Genomic DNA, 16684 nt, shown 5'->3' on the forward strand with positions numbered 1-16684 from the left:
TGAACAAGAGAGACACACAACTTAGATACTCACCGAAAAAGGGGGATCCAACGATGATTAACCATATGACGAGAAAAGTGCTCCTATCCCTTTGCATGCTCATATATATTGCAGGATGCTCGAAGTCACCCCCTAATTCTGACACGAATGACCCAATTGATGATAAATCTTATGGAGTCAGTTCTTCCAACCCGATCGCAATAGATGTGGGAATGAAGATATTGAATAACGGAGGCACGGCGGCAGATGCCGCCATTGCCGTATCCTATGCATTGGGGGTAACCGAGCCTTATGGATCTGGTATAGGCGGTGGCGGCGGCATGCTGATTGCCCCTAAATCCGGCAAACCGAATTTCATCGATTATCGGGAATCCTCTCCGGAAGACCCAAGTTCAAGACACCAAACGGGGATACCCGGTTTAGTGGCCGGCATGCAGGTTATCCACGATAAATATGGAAGCGTACCGATGGAAGATCTCATCCAGCCGGCAGTCGATTTGGCACAAGACGGGTTTAAAGTGAACGAAATGTTATCCGCACGCTTGGCCGAAGCCGAACCAAGGCTTTCATCCGATGAAACTTCACTGTTCTACCCGGATGGCGAGGCTCTTGAACCAGGTGAGACGCTAAGACAGGAAAAGCTTGCCGATACATTGAAGGGAATTCAACAAGAAGGCCCTGATGGTTTCTATAAAGGGGAAATCGCCCGGGATATAAAAAAAGAAACAGACGTCGACTTGATGGATTTAAAGCGCTATGAAGTGAAGGAACGGGAACCGGTTCAGGGAACATTTGCAGGTTACGACGTTTGGACGGCCCCTCCCCCCTTTTCAGGAGTAACAGTTCTTGAGATGTTAAAGCTTGCCGAGGAAGCGAACCTTGGTGATGCAAAAAGCAAATCAGCTTATATGAAAGTACTGGGGGCCATCACCCATACCGCTTACGAAGATCGAATCGACCATATCGGGGACGGAACCAGTCCAGCTAAAGCGGAACAGCTGCTCTCCCCCATCCACTTAACCAATCTTAACCAAAAAATCAAAAATGATGGCTGGGAATATAAACAATCGCATGAATCGGAAGAACATGAAAGCACCACACATTTTGTGATCATGGATAAGTATGGCACGATCGTTTCTGCAACAAATACGCTTAGTAACTTTTTTGGATCGGGTGACTATACGAATGGATTCTTCCTTAATGATCAACTGAAAAACTTCGGTTCAGACTTGAATGATCAAGAGGCTTATAAACGATCCAGAACGTTCACATCACCGACCATCCTCAAAAAAACTGGGCAGGAATCGATTGGGATCGGTTTACCCGGCGGCGATAGGATTCCCCAAGTATTGATGCAGGTTCTTTACTCATATTCCGAGAAAGAAGGCTCTTTCCAGGATATCATCGACCGAAAACGGTTCGTCTTTGATGGAAAGAACATTCACACAGAGACAAGACTGTCGAAAGAAACGATATCAGACCTGGAAGATTCAGGATATGAAGTCATTCACGATACAAATCCCATGTTTTATGGCGGAGTTCAAGTTCTCGTAAGAAACGAGCACAACGGACGGTTATCCGGAGCTGGGGATAAGCGAAGAAACGGAAGTTGGAAAGCACATCAATAAACGTGCAGTTTGAATACAATATAAGGGGACGAGATAATGAATATCGCAAAAAAAATTACGAGCTGGGTCATACCTGTTATTCTCATTGCAGCCCTGCTTGTGACGATGAATACATTCAAACGGACCGAAACCTTAACACCTGACGAACAAAAGAAAATCGAACGATATACGACAGTTGAAAAATGAAAAAGCCGGGGCTGATACCCCGCTTTTTTATTTTTGCCATTAGACTACGAAAACCGGAGGATCGCCATGACTTCTACTAGCTACACAAATTTCGCCGAGCTTACAAATAATGAACAAGAATTCCTCGATTACCGCATCATCGCTTATCACAGGAATCCTGTTATTGCCGTCCTTGCCATCCATGGCGGAAATATTGAACCTGGAACCAGTGAACTGGCTGTCGCCCTTGGCGAAAGAATGGGTGCGAGCACCTATTCTTTCGAAGGACTGAAATCCCGGGGAAACCAGATCCTTCATATAAAGTCCAGTTTGTTCAATGAACCGGTCGGAGTGTCCATGGCGGCGGATGCACAAACCACCCTTACCATTCATGGACACCGCAACGAACACGATTCGTTCGTTTACATCGGAGGGCGGAATATAACCTTCAAGAACGTGATCAAGCATTCTCTGAATCGAGCTGGATTTCAAACATATGACGCCCCAAGGCACCTTTTGGGCACGAATGCAAGCAACATCACGAACAGATGCAAAATGGGTGCCGGCGTACAGTTGGAGCTTTCCACAAAGCTTCGGAAAAGCTTGTTCGAAGGCCATGACTTTAGCAGCAAGAACAGGACCAATCAGTCGGAATCCTTTCACCACTTCGTTCACGCGCTTGAAACAGGGGCCCTCACTTATAAACGGTTTATCATGTGAAAAGGAAACGGTTTAGTTCATTAGGTCTTCAGCTTGACCGAAGCTTTCGAACTTTTCGGCAAAATAACCTGACGATAAGCTGGAAATATGAACGCCAGGTTTCTCGGTTGTATGAAGGAATCTTCCTCCCCCCAGGTAGATGCCTACGTGAGTTACACCCCGCCTGGCGCCAGTATCCCTAAAAAACACTAAATCCCCTGCTTTTGGGTTTTCGATCTTCGGCAGCAAGGAGAAGTATTCCTCCGCCGAACCACGCTTGACCGAAAGGCCCTGCTCCTTCATCACCCAGTAGATGAATCCGCTGCAATCCATTCCGAGCATGGGATCATCTTCCCCAAAAGCATAAGTGAAGCCGCGAAATGTGTAAGCATACTTAATGACTGCCTCAGCATTATCATAAGCAGCCTCTTGATTAACGTAAAAAGGAAACAAAGGGCTGCTGTATATTTGAAGATACTGCCCTTGTATCAGCCCAGCAGCCGGAAGTGCATTTCGGTTTTTGATCGCATTCATGGATATGCCGTATGTTTCTGCTATACTTTTTAGTGTTTCCCCGCTTTGGACGATGTGCTCACCTTTTGGGGTAAACGTTTTATAGGCCATTTTATATTTTCCAAAGTAATTCTCCGTACTCGATCTCACCTGAACCGTTTCTGCCCCATATCCGGAATGGACAAATTGGTTCTTGCCGAGGTAGATTCCGGCAGTCACGACCTTCGAACTTGCTTTTTCAAGAAAGAAGATAAGATCTCCTGCTTTCGGAGCCGCTGTATCCATTCCCTGCTTATAAAAACCGTCAACTGTCAAACGGTCGATGGAAATGTTCTGCCTGGAAAGCACCCAATGGATCAGTCCGCTGGAGTCAAAGCCGTTTGCAGGCGTCTCCTCTCCGGCGATTTTTTTAAACCCAACAAATGTTTTCGCATAGTCGGCAATCCTTTTTCCCCTCTCCGACCACTGGTAGGCGGCAGGAGTGGATGCCGTTTGAATGACCTTTACCTTCTGGCCAGCGTATAGCTTGTTATCGGGCAATCCATTCGCATTCATTAACTGCGCCAGGGATAGATGATAGGTCCTTGCAACCGAATCTACCGTTTCATTAGCAGCCACAGTATGAACACGATCTGCCGCCTCCGCCATAAAGCTCGGGAAAAAAATCGAACTGACGATGAACACCAAGATCAATGTTCTGCTGCTTAATTTTTCCTTAAACATTTCAGCCCTTCCTTCTTGATCAGAATATCCAATAAAAAATGCCCCCTGAAGCAAAACTAATTACCTATTAAAACCGAATCAACATTCCATAATACTCACTAATATACCTAATATCGGTAAAAAGAATGAATCTTTTAGCCTATCAACCATTTAAATTAATAAACCACCGCTCCTTTCGGCTATCACATAAGAAAGATGGATGGGTGTTTAGTGACCCGCTAGAATTAAAAAGGGAAAGCTTGATAGCTTTCCCCTCACTCCATGAATCTATGGCATGTACACACTTTTAATATGCGCAAGCTTCAAAAACACTTGATCGCCGCTTGCTGTCGTTAGCTCGACAAAGTTATTCGCTGCCGTTTTCAGCACCCCGATCTTCATCGGGTCTTCCCCTCCATCAAAGACCACAAGTTTTCCTGCATTCTTCTTTAATTGCTCTTCCAAGGAGCGCACCATTGGCACGGCTGATGGATTGACGGGAAAGCATTCTTTACTGAGCGAGTAAGGGATGGCACTTTGATTATTGGGGGAAAGGTATTTCAGGTGATGCAGTGAAATATACATCGTTTTGTATACTGGCGAGTAGAACGCAAAGTAATCATTGAAAACATTGGTGATATAACCGTGCAGCGGAATGTGGCCTGCAACGTGGATCTCTGAAAACACGCCTTTGGCATTCATTAACATTTTTCGATAGGAAATCGATCCCATGTCCTCCATCATCGGAGAATCCAGCGGATATTCAATCTCGTTATCTATTTCTTTACTGAGATTCAATTGATGGATTTGCAGCATCGGAAAATACAGAAACTGCTTTCCGTTGTACAGCACGAGAATATCCATGCCCAGATCCGTCAATATTCCTTTGTACGTTTTTTTTCCCGAGAGTTGGACATCGATTTGCTTACCCAGTAATGCACCCGCATCACTCATTACTATCTCCTCCTAGAAGGTTATTTAGCTGAATATCATTTGGACCCAAAAATATAACAATAGCAGTGTCACCGCTGTAGTCAGCGGTATGACTACCAGGGATACGCTCAAATAATCTTTCCACGTTATTTTCACTTTGTTTTGCTTCAGGATATACATCCAGATAAGCGAGGCAAGAGTACCGATGGGCAACAACAACGAGCCTATGTCACTGCCGATTATATTGGCCAGATAGATGGTTTTTAAGGTAATTGGATCAAGTCCCATCTCCGTTAAGGTAATGGTGCCTATCATTAATGCCGGGTGATTGTTGAATATGTTTGATAGCAGCGATACCAACCCGCCCATGACAAAACTGGCACTCAATAAGCCTTGGTTCACGATCGGTTCACAAATTTTTATGAGTATGGCCGTAAGCCCCACATTATGGAGCCCGTATATGATGACATACATGGAGAACGCGAATATCAGGATGTGCCAAGGGGTTTTCTTCAAGATATCGACTGGATGGGTGCGTAGATGATACCATCTCCAGATCAGCAAAGATAACGAGCCGAGCACGGCAACCCATTCAATGGGAATGGAAAAATAAGAGGCGACGAAGAGTAAACAGCGCACAACAAACACATAGAGCAATACTTTTAACATGAATATCGTACGCTGCCGTTTTGTTTCCACCGTCATGCCCCCCTTTAAGGGATGGAAATTTTTCGTAAAGAAACTTTCTTCAATGTCATATGAAAGCTCAGGTAATTTCTTGGGCAATTTTTTCTTGACCACCAAGAACATCAAGCATGACATGAAAAGCAGCCCCAGGGTTGCAGGTACAAACATCATGGCTGTATGCATATAAAGCGTCATATGCACAATTTGCAAAGCGATTAAATTCACAATGTTACTTACACCTATCGGGGCACTGGAAGCTGTTGCAATCAATGCTCCGCTCAATAGATAGGGAACCGCTTCGTGCGGCTTCAACCTGAGATTTTTCAGTAGCAAGATCAAGATGGGCGTCGTGATCAGGATGCTGCCATCATTATTGAATAACAAAGTCATTAAAAAGCACAATAATTGAATGTACCAATATAGACGATATCCAGATCCTCTGGCAAGGATGGCGAGCCTTGCCGCCGCCCAGTGAAAAAAACCGAAACTCTCAAGGATGACCGCCATCACGATCGTTGCCATGATCGTGATCGATGCCCCCCCAATTTTGCTGATGATATCCAAAATATCTCCATGGGACACTGTGCCGGATAGCAAAATTATCGCTGCACCAATCGAAGCTGGCCAAGCTTCATTTATTCCTCCCGGCCTCCATAATATAACGATCATTGTCATGACAAACACAAAAATAGCCATTCCAATTTCGAAATGCATGCTGTTCTCCCCTTTGGGCCTTGAGCCTTTGGACCCTACTTGTCCGATTCCTATATGTATATTCCACTTACCTGAAAAGGCACCGGTTGCTTGACCAGACTCGCAAAATTGTACCTTTGTACTTCCAGTGGAAATGTCCGCCAAAGAGAGATGACCCCTGCGATCATCACAAGAGAGTTCACCGTATGCGCATGCCAAAAGGGGGAAACCCGATTGAGCGGTCTCCCCTTTTGCCTTATCCGTGACTTTACTTGTTTATCTGGAATTCCCCAAGCGTGGTTTCCAAATCATTTATTAATTGTGTAAGCTGCTCCGTATATTGGGCAAGTTCAATGGATGAAGCAGCTTGTTCCTCCATAGATGAGGCAATTTCTTCTGATGAAGCCGTTGTTTGCTGGGAAACAGCGGTGATTTCTTCAATCACTTGAACGACCGTTTCTTTTTGCTGATTGATGCTTTCGATCGATCTTGTTTCTTCCTGAATGGAATTGGAGATCCTACCGACCGAGTCCTCCAGCTCTTTCATGGCCTCACTTACTGTAATCACGGCATTTTTTTGATCCTTGCTGATTTGGTTCGTTTCATTCGTCGTTTTCAGCAGTTCCTCCGTGTCGGAAAGAATGCTCTGGATGATGGCCTGAATGTTTTTGGTAGCCTCTTTCGAATCATCCGCCAAGCTCCGCACTTCATTTGCCACGACCGCAAATCCTTTGCCAGATTCACCGGCGCGCGCCGCCTCTATCGATGCATTCAAGGATAACAAATTGGTTTGCTCCGATATTTTCGAAATCGCATTCGTAACATCGGAAATGGTTTTCGATTTCTCCACAAGCCTTAAGCTCATATCGGTGACTGCCGTAAACGCCAGCTCCAATTTTTGATAAGAAGTTTCCAGGCTGCCAACCTGTTGTTTCCCTGATTCGATTTTTTTTGATGCGAGCTCCAATACGGATTGGGTCTCCCTGGATTGTTTGGACAACCCATCGATTTCATCACTCAATACCTGGATGGTGCCCGCTCCATGCTCGACTTGTTCAGATTGATTGGATGCACCAGATGCAATCTCGTCTATCGCGCGTGAAACATCCGTAATCGCCGAGCTATTCTCTGCAGCTATTTGGCTTAGTCCTGCATTGGCATCCGTCACCGATTCGGCATTGCCGTTCACCTTGGCAACCAATCCCCTTAATTTCGCGAGCATCGAGTTATAGCTGATGCTCAAATCCCCGATCTCATCATTCGAGGTAAAAGCAAATTCGGTTACTAAATCACCATTCGCCGTCTTTTCGATTACCTTCTTGAAGTCGGCCATGATCTTCGTTAATTTTCCTGCTAAATAAAGGGCACATAAAGTCCCGAATAACAATCCTAATACTATCGATATCAAGACGATGTTTTTCATATCATCCAACTTGGTTTGGAGGATCTTATCAGGAGTAAACCCCAATACTTTCCAGTTCACTCCTGGTACTTCACTCACTTCACCTGTAAACTCCTCATCTCCCAGGGTCAAGGGTTGATTGGCTGTCGTTTCCCCATCATACATGTCCGCCACCCACTTGAACTCCGAATCGAAGCGGTCGGTGTCCGAAACGAAATCCTCAACGCCCTCTTCCATCCCGCTTTTTTCAGGATTCATATTCTTACCGTCCATGTCCTTCATGAAGGAGCTTACGATAAACCCTTGTGAGTCCAGGATGATCAGACTGCTAGTTGAATCTTTTTCGATATTGGACCTCATTTTCCCGATGGTCGAGAGGTCAATATCATAACCAAGGGCCCCGACCATTTTACCGTCCACTAAAACCGGTGTGACAACGGAAGTCATGATCGTTCCTGAAGTCGTATCCTTATACACATCCATCCATTTCGTTTCTGGCCTTTCCGTCAGCTGTGTATAAGTTTTGGTCTCCCGCGCGTCCTGATTGAACTCCATTACGGGCGAAGCGTTCAGGGAACCATCCTTCCCATCCATATAATAAACCGAAATCAAGTCCTCATTATTTGTCTGGAATGCTTCTACTGTCTTACGGATGTCCTTGATCGAATCACCGCTTCTAACTTGATTGGAGATTAATTGAGATAATTGCTCTAGCGAATTTTCATAGGTAGCCATGCTCAGATTGATTTGTGTCGCAGCATTTTGTGCCGAACTTTTGTTGAGGGATCTACTATCTTCTTTAAAAATGGACGTTACCTTCACCCCCATAATCGAAACGGCTACCACTATCGCAAGAAAAACGGATAAACAAATGAATAGTAACCATTTTACCCGGATTGATATCCTTCTCTTTACTTTTTCCTTCTTGCCACCCCGTGAACTTCCCATTAACATCTTCCTCCCTATTCTTTCACGTGAAAACACAGATGCCATCTATGCACAAAATGGATCATACCTTATTCTCCATGACTTACTTTATTTTTCCACATAAACATACTATATACCCAATTTACTATTGTCAATTACCAATTTTATTGAATCGAATGGGTCCAAAGGTACGAGTCGCATTAATAATACCATTTAGACAGTGTAAATGATGTGAAAATTAACAGAAAACATGCATTTCTCGCCAAATCACCCTTTATTCCAGGGTTTCATCGAGCTGCTCATTTTTCCATATATTACATGATTTCATGACCAGCATCAGTCTGTGAGCCAGCCATGCTCCATTTACGAATAAACGGATTAAACCCGCGATAACCTTTCCGCCTGGTTCACATACAAAAAAAACACAGGCCAGCTGCCTGTGTTTCGTACCCACCTTTATGTATTTCCATTACTTCTAGCCGTCGATCCGTTTGACGGCGATGATATATTCCTCATGCCACTTTTTCCATGCCTCCATCGGAAAGTCAATCGCACGCCCATCCAATACTTCCCTTAGCATGTCGAGACACACATGCCAGCCTGCCAAATCCTTTGATGTATGATCACTGAGCGTAATGATGGATTCCGTCAAAATCAGCGAGCATCCATCCTTTTCAGGAGATGACTCGAAACGAACCCAGCCATCGCCCCATTCAAACTCTAAAACGGCAAGTTCCCGAAAATCCCTTATCTTCATATCAAAGGATTTCCCCGACCCATCATTGAAATTGAATTGAATGTTTCCGTCTTTTCGAAGGTCCTTTATTTCCAGATTGGACATCCATTTCTCCAGCTCATCATTCTCCGTTAAAGCATCCCATACCTTTTCCACTGAATGATTGAACTGGCGATCGAATCTGGCGATAATCCCGTTCCCTTCTTTTTCGATGACAGCTTGCATCTAAATCACCCCAATCAATTTTCATCATATTCCGATACATTATCAAGGGAATATACACATTATTGGAAGAATCCCCTCCCATGTATCCAGGATAAATACAGTCATTTCCATAGAGTGAACGTCCTATGCCACTTCGTTTGTAACCAGTCCCGGTCGTTCATTTCGCCATTTTGCTTATGGAACTGGAGGCTCCCGCCTACCTCACCCTGTAATTATACGCCCTAAAGAAAACAGTGCCCCAGACTTTTCATTCGAGGTTCAAGTTTAAAACGACACGCATCATCCAGGACTTGCAGGTCGGAAAGCTCATTAAGCTGGGGTTACCTGCTCGACTTTCACCTTTGCATTCAAAGTTTCACAACCTTCAGCAGGGATATTGCCACATTCACCACCCCTGGCGTTTTGATAAAGAAGTGATATGAGCAAGATGATGGCGGCCATGCCACGCATACATGCCGATGTTCTCTCCGACCTTCACCTCTCCTGATTCAGGATGAAGGAATGTCCGGTTCAGATCTTCGGCGGAAATGCCTGATAACAGCTTGTGCAAGCGGCCATGAACCGCCTCTAATAGAGTCAGCGATATATCAACCGGCATTTCATAGTCAGGCAGCTCTGCCCAGCGTCCCTGTTCATAAGGTTTGATGGCTGGATTTTCTTCTGTAAGAGCAAGCTTAAAACGGACATACGCATTCATATGACTATCTGCAACATGGTGCACGACTTGACGCACCGTCCACCCGCCCGGACGATAAGCCGTATCAAGCTGTTCATCATCCATGTTGCCTACAGCCTCCTTAAGCAGTCCAGGCAAAGCCCCAATCTCTTTGATCCAACCATCGGCCATACTTGCGATTTCCCCATCAAATTGAAATGTCCCAACCGGGTACTTCAAATCCATCTACATCGCTCCTTTTATGTTCACCAACCTATATTATTACATTCTTTATCACTCATGATAAATCCTCTGTCATCGACGGCATTTATGCTTGCTCATTCGATGATTTCCCAGCAGGAATATTAATCCAAATCATTAAAGGTATACTATTCCCACTTTTAGCAACCATAAACAAATATATGATCGCGGTTATTTAAACAATTTACTCAACAATGGAAATGGGGATAAGAGCATTTTGAAGAAAATTAGTTCGATACAAGTTCTTAGTATTTTCTTTTTATCTATTGGCCTTCTTAATCATGTCATCTTGATCCCCTTCCTTCTTTCTGCCGGCGGAAGGGATGCTTGGTTTTTTGCCGCTCTTACTATCGGGTTGATCCCGATTTGGGTCTATCTCTTATCAAGGATAATCAAGAACATGAATAATGAAACTCTGGCGGCTTGGCTTGAGAATAAATTCGGCAAACCGATTAAAAATATCGTTTTATTCTTCACCATGATTTATCTGATAAGCCTGATTTTGGCCACCACGAAGGAAACGATGGATTGGATCACGACAAGCTTCCTTTTTGAAACCCCTAGTTTGGCCATCATCCTTCCGTTTGCCTTGCTATGCATATTCATGGCCCACTCTGGCTTGCGTTCCATTGCCATCAGTTCTTCCGTTTTATTGCCGATTGTCGTAATTCTTGGCTTGTTTGTTGCGACGGGAAATATTCCGAAAAAAGATTATAGCCACCTTCTTCCCCTATTTGAGAATGGTTATTTTCACGGCACTAGAGCCTTTCTTTATTCATCGTACGGCTTTGCTGAACTGATTTTACTTGCTTTTTTCCAGGAAAAACTTTCCGATACACTTAGCCGCAAGGGACTGGCCCTTTTATGCCTTGGCTTGTTGTTCCTGCTTATTGGCCCGCTGACTGCAGCAATCGCGGAATTTGGACCGATCTTAGCCGAAGCCATGAGATACCCCGCCTATGAACAATGGCGCTTGCTAACAATTGGAAAATATATCGAACATACCGATTTCTTTTCCATTTATCAATGGCTTGCCGGTGCTTATATCCGTGTTTCCTTGGCGTTATTCCTTATAACGGAGAACTTCAAAGGAAAATCCAACAATATGAAGCTCGGAATCCTTTTCGCCATCGGCTTTCTCATGGTGATCATCTCCATCGTGCCCTTCAGTAATTTCAAATTCCTGCATATCAGTCAAAACTATTATTACCCTGGCACCTTTTATTTCCTTTTACTTTTGACCGCCTTTTTGTTTATCGGCACATTCATCCATTCGAAGGAGGGGAAAAAGCATGAGAATGAAACGATCCAAAAATGAACCGGAACTGCCTGAATTGAAGGAGGAAACATTTCGCAAGTTGTTCTGCAAGAGTTCAGACATCCTCTTCGACACGATTTATATCGGTGAAACCGAAAATCCCATTCCTGCCCTTATCTTTTATTGCTCGAGCATGGTCGACATCAGTTTATTGAATGAGGGGATATTGGAAAAACTGAACAAAATGATGGAGTTGGATGAGAAAATCGATGCGGAGGAAACCATTAACAAGCTGAACCCGTTGGTGGATTTGACGAAAGTAACCATCGATGATGAATTCACTAGTGTACAACAGTTGATTTTCTCCGGTTACGCTTTGTTGTTCATCCCGTCCACCCAGAAGGTGTATTCGATGAATTTGTCCAATGTCCCGAACAGGCAGCCTGAGGAATCCTCCTTCGAGGTTTCAGTACGGGGGCCAAGAGATGGGTTTGTCGAAGATTTAAGCATAAATACAGCCTTGGTCAGAAAGCGTTTAAAAACAAAATCACTCGCCTACGAGGATTTTATCGTAGGCAGGCGAAGTCAAACGAAAGTAGCGCTGATGTACATGGATGACATCGTCAATAAAGATCTTATCACCAATATTAGAGACAGGATGAAATCGATCGATATTGATATATTGGTCAGCAGCCAGCAATTGGAGGAAATGATCTCAAACAGTAAATTCAGCATATTCCCACTCACTCATTATACGAGCCGTCCCGATTTTGTAGTCGAGGCCCTCAATCAAGGAAGGTTCATCCTGATCGTTGACGGGATGCCCACGGTCATTGTCGCCCCTTCTACATTATTATTGCAAATTAAAACAGCTGAAGATTCGAATCTTCCTTATTTGTATGTAAGCCTTGAACGGCTTCTCCGTTTTCTGGGACTGGGCATTACCATTTTATTGCCAGGGTTCTGGATATCGATTTCCGCTTTCAATATCGAACAGGTGCCGTTTCCTTTACTTGCCACCATAACCCTTTCAAGATTCGGGCTTCCGTTGTCTGCGACGATGGAGTTCATTCTCATGCTCATTTTATTCGAGTTATTCCGTGAATCCGGAGTGAGATTGCCTAAAGCCGTCGGCCAGACCGTCGCAGTGGTCGGCGGGCTCATTGTCGGTGATGCCGCAATCCGGGCAGGGCTGACCTCCCAAACGATGCTAGTGGTAACAGCTGTTACATCTGTCGCTTCTTATACCCTTGTCAATCAATCATTAACTGGAGCCGTCACCATCTTACGCATGCTCGTCCTGGCACTCAGCTGCATTTATGGAATCTACGGGTGCATCATCGGCTTCCTGTCCGTCGTCACCTTATTATCAAGACTCGATTCATTCGGTGTTTCCTATATTGGCGGACTAAACCCGCCAAGATTGACTAAGGTCCTGGATTCCTTCATACAGAGGCCGTGGAATTCAATGGCCAAGCGATCCCTAGGTGCCAAAGATAAGACAAGAAAGGGGCCATAAGGACATGTTCCGCATCACTAAAATTTTGTTGACCATTCCCTTATTCCTGTTACTTTCCGGTTGCTGGGACGAAAAAACGATCCAGGATTTCCACTATATAACAGCGATCGGCATCGATTTCAAAGATGGGGAATATATCGTTTATGCGCAGCTTGTGGACTTCGCTGCCGTAGCTAAAACGGAAGCGAAACCGACGCAAAATCCTCCTGTATATGTAGGAAAGGAAAAAGGCCGTTCCATTTCGACGGCCATAAACCAACTGATGCATAATACACAGCAAGCCCTTTATATGGGGCATGTTTCCACCTTTGTACTAAGTGAAAATGTACTGAAACAGCAAAGCACCGAAATAGTCGATTATATTTATAGGAACCAATTGCTTAGATACTCAGCCAATATTTTCGCCACGAAAAGTTCCATGGATGAGCTTTTTTCCATCAATGGCTATTTTAATTTGTCACCTTTGTACACGACTTTATATCTACCTGAAGATGTCTATCGTAATCGTTCATTCGTTAAACCCATTACCGTTCAAAAATATTATTCCAATCAACGTGAAAAAGCATCGACGACCATTTTGCCTTCCATTAGCTGGAACAATAAGGTGTGGAAAGAAAAAGGGACTAAACGCAAAAGCCTTTATATGGATGGAGCCTTTGTCATTTTCTTCAAAGTTTCACAGCCCTGGTTTTCTGAACAAGAATTGAGCGGCGTCCGCTGGCTAACTAAAGAAACCATCAAGGCACCCGTAAATATTAGCTTTAACAAGGAAGATATCTATGCTTCCTTCTCCCATCCCTATCATAAAGTGAAACCAGTTTTCAAGAACGGAAAGTTTAAATATGATATCGAGGTTGTCGTGCCAGGCAAAATACTCGGACTCGATACGCAAATGGATATGAATAAAATAAAACGGAAATTTGAAAGCCAAATAAAAAAAGAGATTCAATCGACCTTTGAAGCAGGACTCAAAAAGAATGCAGATCCGCTAAGCCTAGGCAAAATCCTCTATATCAAAGAAACGAAATACTGGCAGGAAAATGATATTAAAGAACCGAAAGATTACCTGGATCACAATTCAATCCATGATATCAACGTCAAAATCCATATCAAGAACACAGGCGGCTTGGAAGCTAAACCTTTAAGATGATGGCGCAATGCTTCATTCGCACAATATATAACTGCTGAAATGCAAGCCGTGCACCACATTCACGAGTTAATGGCCCAAACACAATGGAAAACCTTCAAAAAAACGAGCAACACGCGTAAAGAAGTCATGAATATGTTTCATTATGCACCAACAAATGGTAAATTATGAGTATTCAAATCATTTGGAGGTTTCAAATATGAATATTCAGAGAGCTACATTGGACCAGCTCGAATCTCTGACGGGTCTTTTTGATGCATACAGAGTGTTTTATGAGCAGGTGTCTGATTTTGTTTCTGCAAGGAATTTTTTGGGTGAAAGGCTGGCGAATGGAGATTCTGTCGTGTTCATGGCCTTTGAAGAGGAGGATGCTGTTGGGTTTGTACAACTGTATCCTTCCTTTTCATCAGTAAGCATGAGGCATTCATGGATATTGAACGACTTATTTGTGAAGGATTCAGCTCGCAAAAAGGGATATGGCGAGGAGTTATTGAAGGCGGCGATCGCTTTCGCAAGGGAATCAGGCGCAAAGGGGATTACACTCGAGACAGGTAAGGATAATGTGAAGGCACAAAGCCTTTACGAAAAGATAGGATTCGCTCGCGAATCGAATTATTTTTATCATTTCTCCATCGTCTAATAATAAAAATAAGAGCAGGGAAATGTTATTTCCCTGCTCTTGGATGCCTTTTATCTTTATTTAGCAGTTTCGAGGCTAGCTTGAATTTCCTTAATTAGAAGTTCAGCACCTTCAGCGCTTAGGATCAATTTTCCGTCAGCTAGTTTCATATTGTCATCGGATGTTTCACCTGTTACCTGACAAGTCATGTTTGGTTTATATTTTTGAAGGATTATACGATCTTGTTCGACATAGATCTCCAAAGCGTCTTTCTCTTTAATTCCTAATGTACGGCGTAGTTCAATCGGAATGACTACCCGTCCTAATTCGTCAACTTTACGTACAATACCTGTAGATTTCATGATTATTTACCCCACTCATTTTCTTGCGAATGTTGCATCTATGTATTTCGTCAGCATTCGACATTATTTGCACTTCTATAAAGATACCACTCCCTACCATATCCGTCAATTCTCGCATCTTCGGATATTATCTACCTTTATATATTTTTTTAACTTAAACGGCTCTGAACCCCGTCGTGTCAACGTTTATACTCCTTCCTTATAGAATATACTGGCAAATCAAACGCGAAAATGATAGCGCTTCCGTTCCGTGCCGACAAAACGTTCATGTCGAACGATGAAGCATGATTTTTCAAATCTAGCAGAATCCTGTTGATTTTCCATCACTTTTGAAGGACAATTTATATTGGTTGATTATATATTTAGAAAATTTCTTTAACTCCTTCCCACTGCGAATATGCGAATATGTTCGTATCACCATAACGAAAGCCAATTGCCATACTTTCAGGGTCTTGGCTAATTATTGGCTCATAAAACAGATTGAGGTGAGTCAATTGCGTCCGATTATATTAGGGATTTGTTCAGCTTTCTTCTTTGCCTTTACGTTCGTTTTGAATCAGGCGATGGAATTGTCTGGCGGGAGTTGGATTTGGAGTGCTTCGCTGAGGTATATTTTCATGGTGCCCTTTCTATTGTGTATCGTTTTAAGCAGGAAAAACCTGCTTCCCCTACTGCGTGTGATGGGAGAACGGCCGGGACCTTGGCTGCTTTGGAGTTTTGTGGGCTTCGGGTTATTTTATGCCCCCTTATGCTTTGCCTCCGCCTACTCACCGGGTTGGCTGATTGCCGGAACTTGGCAAATCACGATCATTTCGGGAGCTTTGCTGGCCCCGCTCTTTTTTGAAAATATCCAAACGAAAGATGGGCTTAAAAGGCAAAGAGGGAAGATTTCCGTAAAAGGGCTCTTCATGTCGATGATCATCCTGCTCGGTATCATCCTGATGCAGCTGGAGCATACGAAGCATATTTCCATGACCAACCTCTGGTTAGGCGTGATTCCAATCATCATCGCCGGATTCGCATATCCTTTGGGGAATCGTAAAATGATGGAAGTGTCAGAAGGGAGGCTCGATGCCTATCAAAGGGTATTAGGCATGACTTTGGCAAGTCTACCGTTTTGGTTCCTGCTTTCCATTTACGGATTCATGACAGTAGGCGCCCCGACGAAGATGCAGAGCTTTCAATCCCTTTTGGTAGCCTTATTTTCCGGCGTTATTGCTACCGTCCTTTTTTTCAAGGCGACCGATATGGCACGCGGAAATATGCAGAAATTAGCTTCCGTCGAAGCCACTCAATCAATGGAAGTGCTTTTTGCCCTGGCTGGCGAATTACTATTCCTTGCTTTAGCGATTCCTTCCCTTTTATCGTGGTTCGGCATCTTCATCGTGATCATCGGAATGATCCTGCATAGCTATGTATCACATAAAAATGAAGGGCCAGCCCGAAAACGGACAGTCAGTGCCTGATTGGTGCTTTGCATCATGAAGCGTTACTTGATTTTGTCATGATTTTTCTCTTGAGTATGTTTTAAAAGTATGTATAATGTAAAGTAA

General features: G+C 43.8%; 15 protein-coding genes and 1 pseudogene. 8 read left to right on the forward strand and 8 right to left on the reverse strand.

The annotated features are described in order from the left end of the window. Positions 1-53: 53 nt before the first annotated feature. The 3 genes from CVN76_RS15240 (at position 54) to CVN76_RS15245 (ending at position 2513) form a co-directional block, all read left to right on the forward strand. The gene (locus CVN76_RS15240) at positions 54-1628 is read left to right on the forward strand and encodes a gamma-glutamyltransferase family protein (RefSeq protein WP_100531979.1); all 1575 of its coding nucleotides are present in this window, start codon (positions 54-56) and stop codon (positions 1626-1628) included. Between the two features lie 36 nt (positions 1629-1664). Next, complete coding sequence (locus tag CVN76_RS31050) at positions 1665-1814, forward strand: CapE family protein (protein WP_155645508.1); 150 nt, start codon at positions 1665-1667, stop codon at positions 1812-1814. Positions 1815-1880: 66 nt separating this feature from the next. Beyond that, the gene (locus CVN76_RS15245; RefSeq protein ID WP_100531980.1) at positions 1881-2513 is read left to right on the forward strand and encodes a poly-gamma-glutamate hydrolase family protein; all 633 of its coding nucleotides are present in this window, start codon (positions 1881-1883) and stop codon (positions 2511-2513) included. Positions 2514-2525: 12 nt separating this feature from the next. Here the strand turns inward: CVN76_RS15245 and CVN76_RS15250 are convergent, their stop codons facing one another. From CVN76_RS15250 to CVN76_RS15280, 7 genes and pseudogenes are all read right to left on the reverse strand, one after another. Further along, positions 2526-3728, reverse strand: a complete 1203-nt coding sequence (locus CVN76_RS15250) for a C40 family peptidase (protein ID WP_100531981.1) — start codon at positions 3726-3728, stop codon at positions 2526-2528. Between the two features lie 267 nt (positions 3729-3995). Then, positions 3996-4661 carry a DUF2642 domain-containing protein gene (locus CVN76_RS15255; protein ID WP_100531982.1) on the reverse strand — a complete coding sequence of 222 codons (666 nt, stop codon included), beginning with the start codon at positions 4659-4661 and terminating at the stop codon, positions 3996-3998. 24 nt (positions 4662-4685) lie between these two features. Next, complete coding sequence (locus CVN76_RS15260) at positions 4686-6041, reverse strand: arsenic transporter (RefSeq protein WP_100532007.1); 1356 nt, start codon at positions 6039-6041, stop codon at positions 4686-4688. Between the two features lie 247 nt (positions 6042-6288). Next, positions 6289-7242, reverse strand: coding sequence for a methyl-accepting chemotaxis protein (locus tag CVN76_RS32410; RefSeq protein ID WP_442857580.1), 954 nt, complete (start codon positions 7240-7242; stop codon positions 6289-6291). Then, a pseudogene (locus CVN76_RS32415) lies at positions 7237-8415 on the reverse strand (cache domain-containing sensor histidine kinase); the annotation flags it as partial. The gene CVN76_RS32410 and the pseudogene CVN76_RS32415, both read right to left, overlap by 6 nt. Before the next feature lie 409 nt (positions 8416-8824). Continuing rightward, on the reverse strand, positions 8825-9310 hold the full coding sequence (locus CVN76_RS15275) for an SRPBCC family protein (RefSeq protein ID WP_100531985.1): 486 nt from the start codon (positions 9308-9310) through the stop codon (positions 8825-8827). Between the two features lie 385 nt (positions 9311-9695). Next, positions 9696-10211, reverse strand: a complete 516-nt coding sequence (locus CVN76_RS15280; RefSeq protein WP_100531986.1) for a YfiT family bacillithiol transferase — start codon at positions 10209-10211, stop codon at positions 9696-9698. Positions 10212-10443: 232 nt separating this feature from the next. On the opposite strand from CVN76_RS15280, the gene CVN76_RS15285 reads away from it, so the two are divergent. The 4 genes from CVN76_RS15285 (at position 10444) to CVN76_RS15300 (ending at position 14790) form a co-directional block, all read left to right on the forward strand. After that, a complete protein-coding gene (locus tag CVN76_RS15285) occupies positions 10444-11544 on the forward strand; it encodes an endospore germination permease (RefSeq protein ID WP_157805672.1) in 1101 nt (366 codons plus the stop codon). Then, positions 11519-13003, forward strand: coding sequence for a spore germination protein (locus tag CVN76_RS15290; RefSeq protein WP_100531988.1), 1485 nt, complete (start codon positions 11519-11521; stop codon positions 13001-13003). Before CVN76_RS15285 ends, CVN76_RS15290 begins: the two co-directional genes overlap by 26 nt. A gap of 4 nt (positions 13004-13007) precedes the next feature. After that, positions 13008-14153 (forward strand): Ger(x)C family spore germination protein, encoded by a 1146-nt coding sequence (locus CVN76_RS15295; RefSeq protein ID WP_100531989.1) that lies wholly within the window; start codon positions 13008-13010, stop codon positions 14151-14153. A 196-nt stretch (positions 14154-14349) separates the two neighbouring features. Then, entirely contained in the window at positions 14350-14790 is a 441-nt protein-coding gene (locus tag CVN76_RS15300; protein ID WP_100531990.1) for a GNAT family N-acetyltransferase, read from the forward strand. Positions 14791-14846: 56 nt separating this feature from the next. Here the strand turns inward: CVN76_RS15300 and CVN76_RS15305 are convergent, their stop codons facing one another. Beyond that, entirely contained in the window at positions 14847-15137 is a 291-nt protein-coding gene (locus CVN76_RS15305; RefSeq protein WP_198512575.1) for an AbrB/MazE/SpoVT family DNA-binding domain-containing protein, read from the reverse strand. Positions 15138-15625: 488 nt separating this feature from the next. Between CVN76_RS15305 and CVN76_RS15310 the strand changes: the two genes are divergently transcribed. After that, a complete protein-coding gene (locus tag CVN76_RS15310) occupies positions 15626-16597 on the forward strand; it encodes a DMT family transporter (protein WP_100531991.1) in 972 nt (323 codons plus the stop codon). The last annotated feature ends 87 nt before the right edge of the window (positions 16598-16684 follow it).

This window comes from Bacillus sp. mrc49 (assembly GCF_002803435.1).

What these genes read in the sequence shown, in the direction of transcription:
- CVN76_RS15240 (WP_100531979.1), top strand. Translation starts at nt 54, where the DNA reads ATGATTAACCATATGACGAGAAAAGTGCTCCTATCCCTTTGCATGCTC.
- CVN76_RS15280 (WP_100531986.1), bottom strand. Translation starts at nt 10,211, where the DNA reads ATGGATTTGAAGTACCCGGTTGGGACATTTCAATTTGATGGGGAAATC.
- CVN76_RS15300 (WP_100531990.1), top strand. Translation starts at nt 14,350, where the DNA reads ATGAATATTCAGAGAGCTACATTGGACCAGCTCGAATCTCTGACGGGT.
- CVN76_RS31050 (WP_155645508.1), top strand. Translation starts at nt 1,665, where the DNA reads ATGAATATCGCAAAAAAAATTACGAGCTGGGTCATACCTGTTATTCTC.
- CVN76_RS15275 (WP_100531985.1), bottom strand. Translation starts at nt 9,310, where the DNA reads ATGCAAGCTGTCATCGAAAAAGAAGGGAACGGGATTATCGCCAGATTC.
- CVN76_RS15255 (WP_100531982.1), bottom strand. Translation starts at nt 4,661, where the DNA reads ATGAGTGATGCGGGTGCATTACTGGGTAAGCAAATCGATGTCCAACTC.
- CVN76_RS15295 (WP_100531989.1), top strand. Translation starts at nt 13,008, where the DNA reads ATGTTCCGCATCACTAAAATTTTGTTGACCATTCCCTTATTCCTGTTA.
- CVN76_RS15250 (WP_100531981.1), bottom strand. Translation starts at nt 3,728, where the DNA reads ATGTTTAAGGAAAAATTAAGCAGCAGAACATTGATCTTGGTGTTCATC.
- CVN76_RS15260 (WP_100532007.1), bottom strand. Translation starts at nt 6,041, where the DNA reads ATGCATTTCGAAATTGGAATGGCTATTTTTGTGTTTGTCATGACAATG.
- CVN76_RS32410 (WP_442857580.1), bottom strand. Translation starts at nt 7,242, where the DNA reads ATGCTCGCGAAATTAAGGGGATTGGTTGCCAAGGTGAACGGCAATGCC.
- CVN76_RS15290 (WP_100531988.1), top strand. Translation starts at nt 11,519, where the DNA reads ATGAGAATGAAACGATCCAAAAATGAACCGGAACTGCCTGAATTGAAG.
- CVN76_RS15245 (WP_100531980.1), top strand. Translation starts at nt 1,881, where the DNA reads ATGACTTCTACTAGCTACACAAATTTCGCCGAGCTTACAAATAATGAA.